Source organism: Paenibacillus silagei, assembly GCF_017874735.1.
Classification (GTDB): domain Bacteria; phylum Bacillota; class Bacilli; order Paenibacillales; family Paenibacillaceae; genus Paenibacillus_AQ; species Paenibacillus_AQ silagei.
Genome location: NZ_JAGGLV010000001.1, coordinates 616,824 through 633,014 on the forward strand (window position 1 = coordinate 616,824; position 16,191 = coordinate 633,014).

Annotated in this window: 16 protein-coding genes; 3 read left to right on the forward strand and 13 right to left on the reverse strand. The window is 52.7% G+C overall.

Features of this window, described 5'->3' with window-relative positions:
* Positions 1-55: 55 nt before the first annotated feature.
* From J2Z70_RS02620 to J2Z70_RS02655, 8 genes are all read right to left on the reverse strand, one after another.
* Entirely contained in the window at positions 56-325 is a 270-nt protein-coding gene (locus J2Z70_RS02620; RefSeq protein ID WP_036722938.1) for a hypothetical protein, read from the reverse strand.
* A 435-nt stretch (positions 326-760) separates the two neighbouring features.
* Positions 761-1,171: a hypothetical protein gene (locus J2Z70_RS02625; protein WP_036722939.1), complete on the reverse strand. Its 411-nt coding sequence runs from the start codon at positions 1,169-1,171 to the stop codon at positions 761-763.
* Between the two features lie 213 nt (positions 1,172-1,384).
* A complete protein-coding gene (locus J2Z70_RS02630) occupies positions 1,385-2,245 on the reverse strand; it encodes a phosphotransferase (protein WP_245367909.1) in 861 nt (286 codons plus the stop codon).
* 109 nt (positions 2,246-2,354) lie between these two features.
* The gene (locus tag J2Z70_RS02635; RefSeq protein WP_209868970.1) at positions 2,355-3,251 is read right to left on the reverse strand and encodes an NAD-dependent epimerase/dehydratase family protein; all 897 of its coding nucleotides are present in this window, start codon (positions 3,249-3,251) and stop codon (positions 2,355-2,357) included.
* Between the two features lie 12 nt (positions 3,252-3,263).
* Positions 3,264-4,808: a class I adenylate-forming enzyme family protein gene (locus tag J2Z70_RS02640; protein ID WP_209868972.1), complete on the reverse strand. Its 1,545-nt coding sequence runs from the start codon at positions 4,806-4,808 to the stop codon at positions 3,264-3,266.
* Between the two features lie 54 nt (positions 4,809-4,862).
* Positions 4,863-6,185, reverse strand: a complete 1,323-nt coding sequence (locus J2Z70_RS02645; RefSeq protein ID WP_209868974.1) for an SMI1/KNR4 family protein — start codon at positions 6,183-6,185, stop codon at positions 4,863-4,865.
* 160 nt (positions 6,186-6,345) lie between these two features.
* On the reverse strand, positions 6,346-8,106 hold the full coding sequence (dhaK, locus tag J2Z70_RS02650) for a dihydroxyacetone kinase subunit DhaK (protein WP_209868976.1): 1,761 nt from the start codon (positions 8,104-8,106) through the stop codon (positions 6,346-6,348).
* Positions 8,103-9,245, reverse strand: a complete 1,143-nt coding sequence (locus J2Z70_RS02655; protein ID WP_209868978.1) for a glycerol dehydrogenase — start codon at positions 9,243-9,245, stop codon at positions 8,103-8,105. Before J2Z70_RS02655 ends, dhaK begins: the two co-directional genes overlap by 4 nt.
* A 171-nt stretch (positions 9,246-9,416) precedes the next feature.
* Between J2Z70_RS02655 and J2Z70_RS02660 the strand changes: the two genes are divergently transcribed.
* Positions 9,417-10,418: a PocR ligand-binding domain-containing protein gene (locus J2Z70_RS02660; RefSeq protein WP_209868980.1), complete on the forward strand. Its 1,002-nt coding sequence runs from the start codon at positions 9,417-9,419 to the stop codon at positions 10,416-10,418.
* Positions 10,419-10,451: 33 nt separating this feature from the next.
* The gene (locus J2Z70_RS02665) at positions 10,452-10,727 is read left to right on the forward strand and encodes a hypothetical protein (protein WP_209868982.1); all 276 of its coding nucleotides are present in this window, start codon (positions 10,452-10,454) and stop codon (positions 10,725-10,727) included.
* Between the two features lie 24 nt (positions 10,728-10,751).
* Here J2Z70_RS02665 and J2Z70_RS02670 read toward each other — a convergent pair whose 3' ends face one another.
* A complete protein-coding gene (locus J2Z70_RS02670; RefSeq protein ID WP_209868984.1) occupies positions 10,752-11,918 on the reverse strand; it encodes a DUF7832 domain-containing protein in 1,167 nt (388 codons plus the stop codon).
* 25 nt (positions 11,919-11,943) lie between these two features.
* On the reverse strand, positions 11,944-12,786 hold the full coding sequence (locus J2Z70_RS02675) for a hypothetical protein (RefSeq protein WP_036722951.1): 843 nt from the start codon (positions 12,784-12,786) through the stop codon (positions 11,944-11,946).
* 139 nt (positions 12,787-12,925) lie between these two features.
* Between J2Z70_RS02675 and J2Z70_RS02680 the strand changes: the two genes are divergently transcribed.
* Entirely contained in the window at positions 12,926-13,780 is an 855-nt protein-coding gene (locus J2Z70_RS02680; protein ID WP_209868986.1) for a LysR family transcriptional regulator, read from the forward strand.
* Between the two features lie 94 nt (positions 13,781-13,874).
* On the opposite strand, the gene J2Z70_RS02685 is transcribed toward J2Z70_RS02680, so the two are convergent.
* The 3 genes from J2Z70_RS02685 to J2Z70_RS02695 form a co-directional block, all read right to left on the reverse strand.
* Positions 13,875-14,264 (reverse strand): hypothetical protein, encoded by a 390-nt coding sequence (locus J2Z70_RS02685; RefSeq protein WP_209868987.1) that lies wholly within the window; start codon positions 14,262-14,264, stop codon positions 13,875-13,877.
* A 136-nt stretch (positions 14,265-14,400) separates the two neighbouring features.
* Positions 14,401-14,907, reverse strand: coding sequence for an SMI1/KNR4 family protein (locus J2Z70_RS02690; protein WP_209868989.1), 507 nt, complete (start codon positions 14,905-14,907; stop codon positions 14,401-14,403).
* Positions 14,908-15,003: 96 nt separating this feature from the next.
* Positions 15,004-16,125, reverse strand: coding sequence for a hypothetical protein (locus J2Z70_RS02695; protein WP_245367910.1), 1,122 nt, complete (start codon positions 16,123-16,125; stop codon positions 15,004-15,006).
* Positions 16,126-16,191: the final 66 nt, after the last annotated feature.

A 16,191-nucleotide genomic window follows, 5' to 3' on the forward strand; every position in this document is an offset into this window, starting at 1 on the left:
GTGTATCGTACTGCCCGCTACCCGCTTAAGCCGTTTCCAGCTCAATACGCTTGTCCTATTCTAACAGCGAGGTAACGCCCAGTGCAGCAAATAGGAGCAAGCCCAGCCCCAGCAGAATGCCTCCCATCAGCGAATACCGTACCTCCCGCTGAAACGATGCGGTGCCTGGGCCTCCAGGTGCCGGCGGGCCGGGCTGGGCTACCGCGCCTTCCAGACGGGTACGCCTGCCCGTGCGCCGCCGTTGATAGCCAATAATGAGTAATACAATCCCCAGCAGACTCAAGAAGCTGCCAGGGTAGACGAATGCCATCCACAGGTTGTCCATAGTACACCTCCCTGTCCGTGATCTTGATCTATACTTAACCAAGTCACAGTACGCCAAACAGGGAGATGCCGCCAGGCTAGAAGCCCTCAAATTTCAGCTTTTGAAAATTACTTTAACTAATCGCTTGCTGAGGGTTTACCGCGCCGCGATTAAGGTAAAGGGAGAGGCTTAATTGCAATCTGTACAACTAAAACGCCGGATGTGTCGCCAAATCTCTGTTTAGCTGTATTTCGTGCACTTAAAATGCCTCTATACCTGGATTTTTGCCCATTCGGGCAACTGTAGTTGTACAAACTACAGTTAGAAGAGGAAAGCCTTCCATTTCACTGTTTTTAGTTGCACCGAATACATTTATCTCTCATGGTTCACTACGAACTGAATGCATCCTTTACTCCATGGGGTTCTTTACTTGCTAAAGGTGGCTTCCTTCCAGAATTAGAAGCAGGTGAACGAGCTAACCCGGTTCAAATCAACGCCGTAGTATCCCCAGAAGAAGCCATTCCATCTGAAGCCTGCGACCGAACTTCTGCCCACGAATACCGGGTAGAACCAGAACTGCTCACCATTATTCAGCCAGATATAAGTGTTGCGGAACAGGCATCCTCTGATGCCCCCGGGGTCAACTGCATAAGCCGTGACCGCTGGTGCTTGCGGTACGAATTGCGGCGGTGGCGCCGTCGGTGCGGCTACTCCTCCCGGCGCACCCCCGGGCGTCCCCGGAAATCCTCCGGGTCCTCCGCCTGGAATCCCTGGAATCCCCGGCCCTCCCGGCAAGCCTGGTCCACCCGGAAATCCCGGTATCCCCGGAAATCCTCCGCCGCCTCCCGGCACTGGTATAAATCCCATATTTATCGCTCCTCTCCGCTTCATTAGGCATAATCATCATATGCATTCGCGGAGAAGATGCCTGGGCGGATGCCCAGGTGCAATGGGCTTTTAACAGCATCCCGCCTAGCGGAGGGTAATCGGTGTTACAGCTCCTTTTGTACGCGGCCCTAATAATCCCGGACAATGCTTATAGATGGTGTACATCCCCGTCTTCCTCCTCCTCATGGATCATCAGACTATATCGTAAGAGCGGAACTCATCAATGAACTCCTCCAGCCAGTCTTCCGTATAATCCAGCGCCCCGCTATCACTGATGAACTCGACATCAAGTCCCATCACCCACAACCGGCGGGCAATCATAAACAGATCAATTGCAGATTCATCTTGTTCGGAGAAGTCTCTGACCGAGCGGTAGCCCGACATTAACGCCTGCCACAGCGGTTCCTTCTTCTCCTGAGGCAGGCGTTTTCTATGCCGGACCTGGGCCAAGTCGTAGGCGCGCCAACCTTGTGCCGCCCATTCAAAATCATAATGCGTGAACGCATCGCCCTCCTGGAAGGCATTGTTATTCCCGTGCAAATCTCCGTGGCAGATGCCCCAGTCCAGGCCCGGACTAGCAGCGTTGATCCGCTCCGTTAAAGCACCGGCGAACTCGCGCAGGTACGCTGCAGAGCGGTGTCCCTCACCGAGATAATCCACAATACGGTCCAGCGGCTGGAAGATCAGAGCGCGGGTATCCAGATCCGGTCTAGGCAAATCTAAGGAGACCCTGTCCATGGCAGCATGCAATTCAGCAGCGGATTTTCCGAAGGAAGCACATGATTCCTCATCATGCAGCACGTTCTCAGTGCCTGTCAGATAGCTGTAAATCACGGCAACTCGCGGGCCCTCCGGCGCATCGATGACCGTATATAAGCTGCTGTTCTTTTGAGGGAGGGGAACGGAAACCTTTGTATTTACTGCGCTTAGTTGGTGTTCCAGCTGAGTCAGGAGGGACAATTCATAGACAACATCACTTTCAGCTATCGATTGGCGGTAGATCCGAAGAATATAAGTGCCTCTGCCGGTACGGATTCTGTAAGTATCGTTCAAGCCGCGTAACCAGAACAAGCAATCTCGCCAATCTCCAATGTCGTACAGAGGACTAAGGCAATATTCCAAATACTTTGGATCTAGAACGGAACGCATGGCCGTCGGTTTTTTATACATTTTGCTCTCCCCTAGCTTGCTGCTCCAGCCGGACAACGGTCTCCTCGAACGTTTTGACCGGGCTGTAGCCGAGCTCGTTTTTTATTTTGTCGCAGCTATACGCCGTTCTTATGGGGTCTCCGCCCGGTATAATGAACTTCTTGTTCAGGGCAAGACCGATACGCATCGTAAAATCTTTTTCCGGATAATTTCCGTCAATTGCGTTATAGCACTGGTTCCCAGCCGCAGGCTGCGTCGCTGCCAGTACACACATCTCAGCCAGGTTGTCCGCATGCACCCAGGGCGTTAAGTCCTCTGGATGAATCCAGTCCACTTCCCCGGAATCAGCAAGCTTAGTGATCAGTCGGTCGCCCCAGTGCGAGTTGGATTCGGAGCAGATCACTCCAGGACGCAGGATCACACTTGTCAAACCGTTAGCCCTTGCAGCTTGTACGATCCGTTCCGATTCACATTTGGTTGAAATGTATACCTCCCCGTGGCCGAAGGCAAGACTGCTAGCCTCATCCAGCTCCACCTCTCCATCAAAATGACCATAGACCGATACCGTAGAAATATGCACGAAGCGTTCCACTCCCGCAGATACAGCACCGTCAACCAGACTCTGAACCCCCTGAATATTGGATGCCTCGGCAATCGCCCGGTCCTCCCCCAGATACGCCGCTGCATGAATGATAACGTTCACATTTTGAAGTGCGTCCTGGATGACGGCTCTATCAGTCAAGTCTCCAATGACGGGTGTAATGCTGAGCTCTTCACATAGCGCAATCTGGTCCGCATTTCGGATAAGTCCTTTGACCTCTGCTCCCTCGGTAACACATCTTCTGGCAATTTTATCTCCTGCCGTGCCCGTAACGCCTGTTACGAGAACGACTTTATCACGAAGTCTCATTGAGATCCCCCTCTAGTACATAGTTTCTTTTATCGCCTTCTTATCTATTTTGCCTACGGATGTTCTGACAAGTGACTGAGTAATCACTAAGCGGGTAGGCAACTTATATTCGGCTATCGATTGACCGCAGAATTGTTGCAAATCCTCTAGAGCGAGTGTCTGCTTATCCTTAAGTACAACTACCGCTGTGACTTCTTCACCTTCATCCGGCAAGGGCGTTCCTATAACAGCAGCCTCAAGAATAGAAGGATGTACGCTTATTGCCTGCTCCACTTCAGCACAGTAGACATTAGAAGCCCCTACTATAATCATGTCTTTCTTCCGGTCCGCAATGTATAAATAACCGTCTTCGTCCAGTCTGCCGAGATCCCCTGTATGGAGCCATCCATTTCGGATGGTTTTGTCCGTCTCTTCCGGATTGTTCCAGTAACCAAGCATGATCTGTTCACTTCGGCATATGATTTCGCCAATCTCGCCTTGCTCTACTTCTTGCCCTGAGTCATTGACTATACGCACCTCAAAAGGCTTCTGGCCCCAGCGCTCCATATGGGATGGATTCCCGACCGACTGCAGCCGATGCAGCTTCCCCTCTGCAAGGCACTCTTGTACAGATAAAAAGCTGATAAATTGACCGCTCTCTGTCTGTGAATACACCTCGGATATCTGCGCGTTAGGGAATACTTCCAGAGCTTGCTGCAAGGTCTTCTCACTGATCGGAGCACCTCCGCAGGATATGCCTGCCACGGACCCGACTTCTCTGGAACGGTTACCTGCCAAGGCAGTAATATCCCTAAATAGGAGCCCGACGGTTCCCAGAAATCTGATTTGCTCATGCTCAATAATATCTATAACCTCGTTAGCCTGCTGCGGATAGGAGTCCGGATAAATGAGACAGCCCCCTTCATAAAGAGTTGTCCAAAGGATAAATTGTCCGGTAAGATGGGCTTGATTGGGAACAAGCGATTTTTTGGCCGGATTATGCCCTCCGCCTCTTGCTGGATTCATGAAAGCCCACTTTCTGATCGCCCGATGGGAGTGCATCACTCCCTTGGAGCGTCCCGTTGTGCCCCCGGTATAAATCAGAAGAGCAATGTCATCCGGCTGTGCTGTGTACCATGCTGTTAATGGAGAGGAAGTCGCGATTAAATCTTCTAAGGACAGGCCGCCGTTGACCGGCTTGAACGTGATGGTAAAAGCTATACTCGGCGCTGAAAGAGAAGAGGCTATTCTCGGATGATCAGCATCATACACGATAGCCGTTGGGGCAGCATCTTCAAGGATCTGATTCATCTCTCTAGAGGCCAGACCTGGAAAGATTGTAACTGGAATGGCACCTATAGCAATTACAGCACATTCTGCAATCACAAGATATGGACAAGGATCACCTGCAAGCGCCACCCGTTCACCGGGTCCTATTCCCAAGTTCTTCAGACCTTCCGCCACACAGCTCACCTGATGCAGTAATTGTTGATAGGTCAGATACTCATTTCTGTACTTTGTAGCATAGTAATCTGGCTGTAACCGGGCCACATGAGGCAAAATTTCTGAAAGAAGCATACGTATATCCTCCAAGAATGTTTATCCTGCTATTTGCTGATCCGCCCCATCCGCTCAGCCCAAATAATCATCCGGCAGGTGCAGCTCCCGCAAGCAAGCGGTGAATTTCTCCCTGAAATTAGGATTCCCTTTGTATTCCGGCCAGATCGCTTTATAGTAAGGCAGCAGCCTCTCATGCGGAATAACGTCCCAATGTAAAATGGTGCTGCGCAACACCTCTGTTCCTCCAGTGCGGAACATCTGTTCAATGATCTCCCAGTTCTCCTGCTTGTTCCGGCAATCTCTCACGGCATAGACCGCAGTCGTCTGCATAGCCAGGCTGGCATGGCACAGGAAGGGTGCAAAGTCGCGGAAGTTCATAGCATCGCAGTCTTTTAGAATATAACCGGCATAACGCAGAGTTTCCGCATCGTCAACGTGCTCAAGCCTCTGCCGGATCAGCGGAATGAATTCGGTCCGATCCACATTCTTGCCGTAAGTATTTAGAATGGTTAAGGCGTGCAGCGCTCCCTCAGGGTCATCCGACTGCAGCAGCTTCAGCAGATAGGGTCTGCCCGCCGCAAAGGACGTTTTGCAGAGCAGCGAGATGGCTGTTTTGGAATCCCGGGGGCTATGCTCCGTCACATGCTTCAGGAATTCCAGGGTCGACGGGGCGATTCGCTTGAACTTGAACATGGCCTCCAGCGCCTTGGCCTGCAGCTTCCCGTCAGGAGTGTTCCGATACAGCTGAATAAGCGTATTCTCGTCACCCGGAAGCCGGCTGCCAAACCATGCGTTGTCATAATCCAGAATAATCTCATCCAGCCAGCGCTCGTACCAGTCCAGGAAGTTATCTTCATAGACGAAGAAGAACGGGCGGTCAGGGAAAAATTCCGAGGTATACACAATCCTCCCCCGGTGCTCCCCTTCCAGAACGAGATACATATCATATTCGCAGCCCTGGGTGCCGATACACAGCATTCCGCCAAGCGCCTTGTTTCTCGCTTCCTCGTACTCTTCATCCGAGATGTCCCGCTCGCCCGTCAGAGGCTCCGTCAATAGATTCCATTCCTCTGCGGTCATTCCGGGATGAAGCGCCGCCCGGCCCTGGAGTGCCGGAAGCTCGGTATAGGAGGTAGCCTGTGCAAGCGGATAGATTCCGTAATACGGCCCAGCCCCGCCGTTCCCGATCTCTGCCAGGAATCCGGCAAACGGCTCAGGAAGCTTGATCCCATATTGGGCCTCCCAGTCCGCCAGCTCGCCTGCCGTAAGCATCTCTGCAAGCTTGTATTGATGCGAAGAGGCACCGAATTCCGCGAACTCCGCATCCTTGCGCAGGGCCTGCCTCAGCTTCGTCCTGATCCGCGCAAGCTGCGCAGCCTGCTTTTCTAATTCCATGATGATCCCTCCTGCATATTCAAAGAATGTCACATAATGGCCTGGGCGATTGTCTTCCATCATATCACACCCTGCATATGTTCCAGGCTCCTCGTTTATTAGACAAAAATAAGCCCGCCGTCACGATGAAGTGACAGGCGGGCTTATACCCAGGCAACACTTATTGGACCGCGTTAGACAGCTCTGTGAAAATAACCCCCAGGGCAAATGCGCCAGCATCCGGGTGGCCGATGCTGCGCTCACCTACTGTCCCGGCCCGGCCCATCCGCGCAACGATGGATTTCGTACGCTCCGCCCCCGCGACAGCGGCTTCAGCCCCCTTGGCGAAGGCCTCCTTCAAGGATAACTGCTGCTGCGCGCTGTTCTTCCAGGCTTCGGCACAAGGAATCAGCGCATCGATCAGCGTCTTATCACCCACGACTGCCCCGCGACCGAAGGAGCGTTCACCGGTAGCCTGGATGCCCTGAGCCGCCGCGTCCAGCATCCCGGCCATCTCCAGCGTATTCAGCGAGGTCCGGCCTGTAGCATATTTGCCTGCTGAGCGGAAGGCTGAGCCCCAGATTGGACCGGAAGCTCCGCCGCAATGCTCCATAATGATCAGAGAGCAGGCCTGAAGGAAGCTTCCGATATCCGTAGCGTGATCCTGCACAAGCTCCTTCCATTCCCGCTTCAATTGCTTGAAGCCCTTGGCGACACTCATCCCGAAGTCTCCATCACCGGCATGGGCATCCAGCTCACAGAAGGGAGCCTCATTCGCGATAATAATCTCGCTCATCTTATCCACCAGATAGATGATGTTCGTAAGCCGCAGCCGTTCGTCACGGAGGACAGCGAAGTCCGGATCTGTCTCGGCCGTCAGGCTCACCTCAGCCTGAGCCTCCTGCTGCGGAAGAGGGCTGACGTATTGCACCGGCGCAAGCTCACCCGTTAACCGGAGTGCCGGAGTATCGCAAGGCTCAGCAAGCCATCTGCGCAGCTCATCATCCAGCTTCATCAGGCTGATGGAAGCACCGGCCATATCTATACTGGTCATATAGCTGCCTACAAGAGATTGGCGGATGATGATCCCCCGTTCTCCCAGACTACGGATCACGGAGTGATTGAGCAGGTACAGCTCCTGCAGAGGCGTTGCGCCGAAGCCGTTGACGAGCACCACTACCTCTCCGCCGTCCGGCTGATCCAGGTTCAGACTGGCCAGCAGGGCAGAGATCATACGTTCCGCCAGCTCATCGGCGGTCAGCAGCTTTTCTCTGCGGATGCCCGGCTCCCCATGAATGCCGACCCCATACTCCATCTCATCCTCCTGAAGCTGGAAGGTAGGCGTACCCTTGGCAGGAACGGTACAGGAGGTAAAAGCAAAACCAAGACTGCGCACATGAGCAGCCGCATGCTGCGCGGCCTGCTTCACCTCGGCCAGCGGCAGTCCGGCCTCGGCAGCCGCCCCGGCAACCTTATGCACCAGAATCGTGCCAGCAACCCCTCGGCGTCCCACCGTATACAGGCTGTCTTCTACTGCAATATCATCATCAACCTTCACATAGTCCACAGCGAGGCCGTCCTCAGCCGCCAGATAAGCCGCATTCTGGAAGTTCATCATATCGCCGCTGTAATTCTTGATGATCAGCAGAGCGCCCTTATGGCCGGTATGGTTGCGGATCGCCTGGTAGACCTGAATCTGTGACGGGGAGGCGAAGACATCCCCGCAGACTGCGGCATCCAGCATTCCCGGCCCGACCAGCCCGGCATGCGCGGGCTCATGGCCGCTGCCCCCGCCGCTGATCAGCGTTACCTTGTCAGGATTCGGCGCAGACCTGGAGACAATTTTGTATTTGCTGTCGAATGTCAGCTGCGGATGAGCCATCACCAGTCCACTGCACATCTCACGGACGAGATTGGCCGGATCGTTGATTATCTTTTTCATACGCGCTGCTCCTTACTCTTCTTGAAGGCTTCGCCCAGCTTGTCAGCGACAGCAATGGCAGCGGCAACCGCTTCAGCGGTAACCGGGAACGGCATCGAATGAATCGACTCCTCCGGGATACACGCCTTGCGGGCCACTTCCAGCAGCTCCTCATGGGAGATGGAAGCGACACCAATATCGGCCAGGCATACGGGAAGGCCCACAGAGTGGCAGAAGGACAACACCTGATCGATCTCTGCCTGCTGCGCATTCTCCAGAACGAGCTGTGCAATCGTGCTGAAGGCCACCTTCTCGCCATGGTAATAATGATGGGTGCCTTCAAGCGCCGTCAGGCCGTTATGGATGGCATGTGCGGCAGCCAGACCGCTGCTCTCGAACCCGAGCCCCGACAGCAGGATGTTCGTTTCGATAATATTCTCCAGCGCCGGTGTCACCACGTTCTGATCGCAAGCCAGCTTGGCTAAGACGCCATCCTCCAGCAGTGTATCGTAGCATAAGCGGGCAAGGGCCAGCGCGGCTTTGGTACCTTTGGCCTCCGTAATCACGCCTGCATGCACTCCGCAAGGAAGCCCCGCATTGACATTGGAATAGGATGCCGCAGTAGCCCTGGCCTCGAAGTAGGTGGAGAGGGCATCGCCCATCCCGGATACCAGGAAGCGGGTAGGAGCCTGCGCAATAACAGTCGTATCAATCAGCACCACCGAAGGACTGGCTTTGAAGTAAGCATAATCCTCGAAAGCGCCTTCAGAAGTGTAAATCACAGCGGAATGGCTGGTGGGTGCATCGGTGGCCGCAATGGTAGGAACGATAATCAGCGCATCGCCTTCTGCCACACATTTGGCCGTGTCGATCGCTTTGCCTCCGCCAAGACCGATTGTACAAGCACACTTGTGCTCACGGGCCAGCTCCTGTAGTCTGGAAATCTCCTGCCGGGAGCATTCGCCCTGGAAATCCCCCTTCACGAGGGTAATGCCGAATTGACTGCTGGTGGCATCGAGCTTGGCCTGCACACGCTTCACATCATCCGGGTGCGCAATCAGCAGAGCCGATGTGCCGAAAGTACTGACGAAGTATCCCAATTGAAGCAGCTCATCCTCACCTTGTGTGTATTTAGCCGGGCTGATAAAGGTTCTTCTCATTCTTTCATTCCTCCTCGAGTCGTATGTCCCCATTATAGACAAGTGGATGGAGGGACGCATGGGACAAAGCAAACGAATTAATATGCTGCAAAATAGTATTATTATGTTCTCAGCATCTGAATTATAATTATCTTGTTCTCATTGTCACTGTAAATGGAAGGAGTGAGCCGGATGCAATCCAAATTCGATTTGAAATATATCATTGATATGGATGAATGGGGCAAGCTTCAGGAATCATTGTCCCTGGTGACGCGCATGGCTATCATTATGGTCGATTATAAAGGCGTGCCGGTTACAGCACATAGCCGCTGCCAAGCCTTCTGCCAGACCGTGCGCAGCGACAAGGAATTCTCAGCCTATTGTCAAAAATGTGACGCGCGCGGAGGTCTGGAGGCTGTGCGGCTGAGCCGGCCCTATATCTACCGCTGCCACTTCGATATTCTCGACATTGCTATCCCTATCATTGTCGATAATCAGTACATCGGTGCGCTGATGGCCGGACAGATCCGGCTGGCGGAGGGAAGCGGCCCGAATCTGGAGCAGATTGTGTCCCGTCCGCACCAGGACGCCATGACGGAGGATCGGGCCCGCAAGTACGAACTGCTGCCCGTCATGAAGTATGAGGAGGTCGTAGCCACCGCCGATATGCTCTATCATTTGTGCAACTATGTGGTCAAGGAATCGATCCTTAAGCATGAGCTGCTGGAGAGGAACGGGCTCTATGAGGCCTTGAACCCGCAGGAGTCCAAGCTCCAGCTTGAGTTGCCGCCTCTGCCCTTAGAGCTGCCTCCGGCTCCTAAGACTCCGGTCACTTCGGGAAGCGCATACAAGACGGAATGCATAAGTCCTACGCTTCAGCCTGCCTTGGACTATATGCTAAGCCACCGGGAGGAGAATTTCTCTCTGAGATCGCTCGCGCAGCTATGCCATATCAGCCCGAGTTACTTCAGCCGCCTGTTCACCAGGGAGATGGGCGAGCATTTCTCCCTATATGTCGCCCGCATGAAGGTCGGGCGGGCGAAGGAGCTGCTGGGAACAACTGATTGGTCAGTCAACGAGATCAGCAATCACTTGAATTTTTGCGATGCCGGTTATTTCATTAAGATCTTCAAGAAATACGAGTCGGCAACTCCCCTGTCCTACCGTGCTTCTCTCCTAACAAATCGAATATAATAGATGTACACTATTCGAGCAGGAGGTTATCTGATGAAGCTGAACGAACAAGGTGTGCTTATCATTGAAGAGGATGATATACACGACATGTACTTTTTTCTGGTCCATGACGGGTTGACATTCAAGGATTCTTTCGAGATTGGGCTGGAAAGGCATAAGATTGAGCTGTACCCCGGCAGCGTATCTGCTATTGTTCCCCCGCAGGCCATGCCCGAGGACTATGGCTACCCGGAAGAAGACCTTCCCCGTATAGTGGAGGGGATTTATTCAGCCGTCCGGGAGTATGATCCGGGCTTCGGAGTGTGGTAACATCCCTGCTGCCTGTCTACAGCATCAAGGGATAACCAGGCCGTTCTTGAACGCCAGCTTCACATCATTCTCACGGACATAGGCGGAATAGTCCCATGATTCTCCCTCCTGCAGCCGCTTGTATGTCTGATGAATATTCCGGCGCCAAGGCGACGGCCGGCTGTTGAAATAATTCGTAAAGAAGCGCTGCGCCTGCTCTTGTGTGCCGAAGCACAGCAGATAGGCCAGCGGACTGGATTCAGCATCGCAGATGCCGGGGAATCCTGCGCCGCAGGCGGCAAGCTGCTCCAGTGCGCGGGGACGGTCTGCGAACAGCTCGAACAGGGGCAGGACACGTTCCCCAATCAGCTGACCGATCTCCTGCCGGGAGGAATCCAGTTGTGAGGGGGCGACCTGCCAGACGATAGCGCTTGACGATTTCTGCGGCCTGCGCAGCGAGCCGAACAGAACGGTATCGTCCCCTCTGCCGGTTTGTCCGGCAAGCCATTTTTTGACGGACTTGCTGGCAATCCGCAGGTTCACGGTCATCCGTACATCGGTGCGGGTGTTGTAAGACTGCGGTTGGAAAGAGAGCTCGAATACGGTATCTTTGTCGGCCGCTGTTTTTTTCCATACCGTACCCGCCTTATTGGATTTGAAGCCCTCTGCCTGGATGAACTGCTGCCCGGTCTGCTGGCAGGCCTGAAGGAATTGAGCTTTGGGATCAAGCTTACGGTTAGAAGGGCTTTCAGACCAGACCTCCCATTGGGCAAAACGGTCATCCAGCATGGGCTTCAGGCGGTCGTAATTCTCCCAGCTGTTCTCTACATGATAGATGCTTGGATATTCATGGCCTTGTTCAGCCGCCAGGCGGTTGAACACCTCACAGTAATCATTGAGATACCTTCCATACTGTGCGGCGAACGCCGATTGACCGTCATAATAATCGGCGGCGAAGGCATTGCCGCGCTCGTCCAGATCCTCATCCCAGAACTTCCCGTCACAGTACTCCAGCAGGTATTCCAGCCCTGTGAGCTCACGGCGTTTCAGCCGCTTCAGCGCCTCCGCCGACTCCTCAAGGTGAATTTCCCCCGCCATACCGCGGCCCAAGGCCCAGGCCAGAAACATGCCGATATGAATCCCGCCATTCTCTTCCGGCAGATCTGCAGGATAATCTCCCCCGGAATGCCAATCGATCCGGTCATATGCCATACGGGTCTCCTTTCGGCCAGCAGCTCTAGCTCCCGGCTTCCCTTTTTAATAAAAATTGATACACTTCATCACCCGCTAAATCCCACTCTACTTTGCTTTCTGGAATCTGAGCAAGCGGGGTGGTTAGCAGTGGATGGTCTACTGAAACGTTATTGAGTCCCTCGGCCTGTCTCATATTTTGGATGAGCCGGATTTCATAAGGGATGTAATTCAAGCATAGAATTTCTGCGAATTTATGGGGAAGATCCAGTGAGCTGTGGATATGGTAATCGCTGATTTCACTCATCAGGCTGCTCAGCAGCTCTTCATCGGTGGTGTAGCAATGGTCGAGAACTCTCCGGTACACATGCTGCTCCGGCAGCACCGAATACAGCTTCTGATTGATCTGCTCCGTGACGAATAAGTCATGTAACAACGCCATGAACAAATGATGTGTCTCGTTGCGGGTATAGCGCTGCGCATCCTCTTCAAAAATCATCTGGAAATAATCCCTGGCCAATTGTGCCAGCTCCTTCATATCCCATAGCAAGGCCAGCCCTATAATACTGCCTATCGTTCTTGAAGAGACCTCTTTATATTTGAACAGCCTCCGCAGAATATGCTTCTCCCAATACAGAAACCGGGTAACATACTTCCATCCTTCCTGTTCCCCGTTCAGAATCAGGCTTTTCGGATAATCTCCGCCATGTACACCAATTCCAAGCGTCAGGTTTCTGGCGATGGTCTCTTTGTATCCGTCTTTGATATCGTCCTGGATACTTTCCTTAATTAACGTATACCATTCTCTGAGTTCATCTTCGGATACGGTTCTCTTCTGGAGGGTACGAATCTCTTTGTTGAACGCATTTATTAATTTGCTGTGCTCCATCTGCTCACTCCCTGTAAAGGATCGTTAATCCAGGCGGCCCTTACGGGTGCCGGATTTGTCATCAAGGATGGAATTCAGTACAATGATCAGCATCGGAAGGTACTACCATAGATTATGATATACAGAAGGTGACACCGCAATGGAAAGTGGAGATTTGAGGATTTTTCAGGCTGTTGCCCGTGAGGGTACGATTACGAAGGCTGCGCAAGCCTTGAACTATGTTCAGTCCAATGTGACCAGCCGGATTCAGTTCCTGGAGGCCGAGCTGAAGGTCCCGCTGTTCCACCGGTCCAACCGGGGAATGAAGTTAACGCCTGCGGGTGAGAACCTGCTGGAATACGCGAATGCCATACTAATGCTAATGGACGAGGCTGTCCAATCAACACAATACTCGGAGCACCCGGCCGGCCCGCTGCGGATCGGCTCTATTGAGACGACAGCGGTTATTCATCTCACATCCATGATCGCTGACTACCATTCCCGCTACCCCGATGTCCATCTGTCGCTCATAACGGGTGAAACGCATGATCTTCTGCACAAGGTGCTTGATCATAAATTAGATGGTGCTTTCGTCTATGGACCGGTTGACCAGCCGGATATCGGGCATGTTGCGGCTTACGAGGAGGAACTGGTGCTCATTGCTGAACCGGGGGAGAGCGAACTCCAAAAACTACTGCACAAGCCCATGTTGTTCTTCGACGTTGGCTGCACGCACCGGGTTAAAGCGGAGCGCTTCCTGCGCGAGAGCGGGATGCACTCGGTTCAGATCCGGGAATTCGGCACGCTTGAAATGATTCTGAACGGAGTATCTGCCGGACTCGGCGTATCCCTGCTGCCGAAGTCCTCGATCCGCAAGGCAGAAGAGGCCGGACGAATTATCTCCCACCGCCTCCCCGAAGAATACCGGAAGCTAGAGGTATGGTTGATATACCGCCGCAACTCCGTGCTTTCCAGTGCAATGTCCAGGTTTTTGGAGATGGTGGGGCAGAGATAGATAATGATAAAAACCATATCCGGCCCACACGCCTCTGCCGCACCGAATGTGATCGGTTTTTCGACCATATCCGGCCCACACGCCTCTGCCGCACCTAATGTGATCGGTTTTTCGACCATATCCGGCCCACATGCCTCTGCCGACCGAATGGGGTCGGTTTTTCGACCATATCCGGCCCACACGCCTCTGCCGCACCGAATGTGATCGGTTTTTCGATCATATCCGGCCCACACGCCTCTGCCGCACCTAATGTGATCGGTTTTTCGATCATATCCAACCAACACACCTCTGCCGCACCTAATGTGATCGGTTTTTCGACCATATCCGGCCCACACGCCTCTGCCGCACCGAATGTGGTCGGTTTTTCGACCATATCCGGCCCACACGCCTCTGCCGCACCGAATGTGATCGGTTTTTCGACCATATCCGGCTGTTCGGTGAAATCAGCGAAGTCATTCCTATGACTGAACCAGAATATAGTCATCCTGCCGATGCTCCAAGACACTTACCCCCAACTTTATGCACAACTTGTCCACATCGGACGAAAGTCATAATCTCCTAATCAATAAAAAAGATCAGAACCTATTCTCTCAGGTTCTGATCTTCTCGCATCTTACAATCTATCTACTCGAATCCGACATCATCCAGGCCAGGAATTCCCCGAACGAATCGGCTACCTTCTCAACCTCTTCAAATTCAGGCTCAGCTCCACGGACAATAGCCCCGCTGTCTGTCGTTAAGTCAATGGCGTAGAAGGAATATCCGTCCCCCACAGACATTACGATGGGCATGTGATGATCCCACCAGGCCGTGATCTCGGACTGCCAAGCTGGATCACCCGCTGCTGCCTCCACACTAAGCATTTCAAATTCATTCCACCGGAATTCGGTTTCCGCGCTATGATTGAACTCAGCCTCACAATTAAACCAGGTTTGCTCATCCGGTGCAACGCAGGTCTCAACTACCTTTAGAAATTCTAAATACTCATCGGGCAGTCCTTTATATCTGGAAGTAATGCCGCTATTCAAATGCAGCTGAGCACCGGACTTTCTCCTTATCTCCCAGCCGTTTGCCTCCGCCCAAGTGATAAAATCCCCAATATGAGTTTTTCCTTTTCCATTATCCATTGCCAATTGATACACCTGCCCATCCGCTTACGAAATGGAAACTCCTACACTAATATACCATTTCCGCAGGTCACTTATTTCAAAAATCCGCTAGAATCATTCCTTTACCTTAAGCTGCCACGTTGCCTCCCTGCCTTCCCACTGCTTACCGTTAGCCACATAGTACTCTCTTTCCACCGACCCATCTGTTTTGGTAAAACTAATGGCAAATACCTGACCTTCTGCGATTTGCATCGGGTATTGATCATACGGAAGAACATTACCCGTCTGTGTCAGCTTGCTGGCATCTTCGTAAGCATCTTCTAATCGCCAAAACTCCCAGTAAACATAATCCCTGAATCCACTCATGTCCTGCTTCCCGTAATACGATGCTGTATACTTTTTACCCTGCATGGTGATTTCATCTACTCTGACTGGTTCAATATCCTTAACCATCCAGCTTATGTCCTCCGTATGCAGGTTACTGCCATATTGCTTCTGCAACTGATTCGCCATGCAAGGGACCGATTGAGTAATAAGTTCCATTTCATTGACTCCGGTATGCGCTGCCCCGTAAATGCCCATGATGCTCTCGTTGCCCAGCTTTTCAAATTCTCGGATGAAATTCTCAGCCATCTTATTCTCCCGGTATACACCATCATAACTGCTGTAATATCTCTGCCCTTGTTGAATCGCTTCGGTTGTTAAGGTGTACATCTCCGATCCGGTCAAATCGTTGGCCTTAAGATAAGACAAGAACCGCTCGCCGGTAGTATCAGGTCCATGCCCAATATCTGTTCCGTGGAAAATAGTATCAGGACATCCGCTTTTTATTGTTCGAAAAAAAGTCTTCGTATAGGGAACGTGACCCTGAGTCCCTTCCCAATCCTGATAAAGCTCCTCCAAAATGTCGTCATTGTCCGACTGCATCCACAGGTTCAAGTATTCGGCAGCGTAATAGGACTGCTCCACAAATAAGTGTCTCATGCCCTTGTTGTGGTAATAATCAGACCAAGCTTCATATTCCTTGTCCATAATCTTGGCAACCCCATGGGATTCGCCATACAGATAAATCTGGCCAGTCGCTTTGGTCGTTAGCGGGGTTGCAGCAGGCGTTGCCTGGGCCAATTGGGCAGGAGGTGCCGATGGACTGGCTGGTTGTGCAGACGGACTTGCTGTTTCACCCGCAGAAGAGTTGCCGCTGCAGGCTGTCAGGCTGCTGATCAGAAGTATCGCCATTAGGGCAAGCAGCAGAGGGCGAGCATACCTTATTCGCGTCTGAGCCGCTACGCCGCTGTATGTATT

Coding starts and splice junctions, on each gene's coding strand:
- J2Z70_RS02640 (WP_209868972.1), bottom strand. CDS start 4,808: ATGCTTCTTTCAGAAATTTTGCCTCATGTGGCCCGGTTACAGCCAGAT.
- J2Z70_RS02685 (WP_209868987.1), bottom strand. CDS start 14,264: ATGACTATATTCTGGTTCAGTCATAGGAATGACTTCGCTGATTTCACC.
- J2Z70_RS02660 (WP_209868980.1), top strand. CDS start 9,417: ATGCAATCCAAATTCGATTTGAAATATATCATTGATATGGATGAATGG.
- J2Z70_RS02680 (WP_209868986.1), top strand. CDS start 12,926: ATGGAAAGTGGAGATTTGAGGATTTTTCAGGCTGTTGCCCGTGAGGGT.
- J2Z70_RS02635 (WP_209868970.1), bottom strand. CDS start 3,251: ATGAGACTTCGTGATAAAGTCGTTCTCGTAACAGGCGTTACGGGCACG.
- J2Z70_RS02665 (WP_209868982.1), top strand. CDS start 10,452: ATGAAGCTGAACGAACAAGGTGTGCTTATCATTGAAGAGGATGATATA.
- dhaK (WP_209868976.1), bottom strand. CDS start 8,106: ATGAAAAAGATAATCAACGATCCGGCCAATCTCGTCCGTGAGATGTGC.
- J2Z70_RS02620 (WP_036722938.1), bottom strand. CDS start 325: ATGGACAACCTGTGGATGGCATTCGTCTACCCTGGCAGCTTCTTGAGT.
- J2Z70_RS02695 (WP_245367910.1), bottom strand. CDS start 16,125: ATGGCGATACTTCTGATCAGCAGCCTGACAGCCTGCAGCGGCAACTCT.
- J2Z70_RS02655 (WP_209868978.1), bottom strand. CDS start 9,245: ATGAGAAGAACCTTTATCAGCCCGGCTAAATACACACAAGGTGAGGAT.
- J2Z70_RS02645 (WP_209868974.1), bottom strand. CDS start 6,185: ATGGAATTAGAAAAGCAGGCTGCGCAGCTTGCGCGGATCAGGACGAAG.
- J2Z70_RS02675 (WP_036722951.1), bottom strand. CDS start 12,786: ATGGAGCACAGCAAATTAATAAATGCGTTCAACAAAGAGATTCGTACC.
- J2Z70_RS02690 (WP_209868989.1), bottom strand. CDS start 14,907: ATGGATAATGGAAAAGGAAAAACTCATATTGGGGATTTTATCACTTGG.
- J2Z70_RS02625 (WP_036722939.1), bottom strand. CDS start 1,171: ATGGGATTTATACCAGTGCCGGGAGGCGGCGGAGGATTTCCGGGGATA.
- J2Z70_RS02670 (WP_209868984.1), bottom strand. CDS start 11,918: ATGGCATATGACCGGATCGATTGGCATTCCGGGGGAGATTATCCTGCA.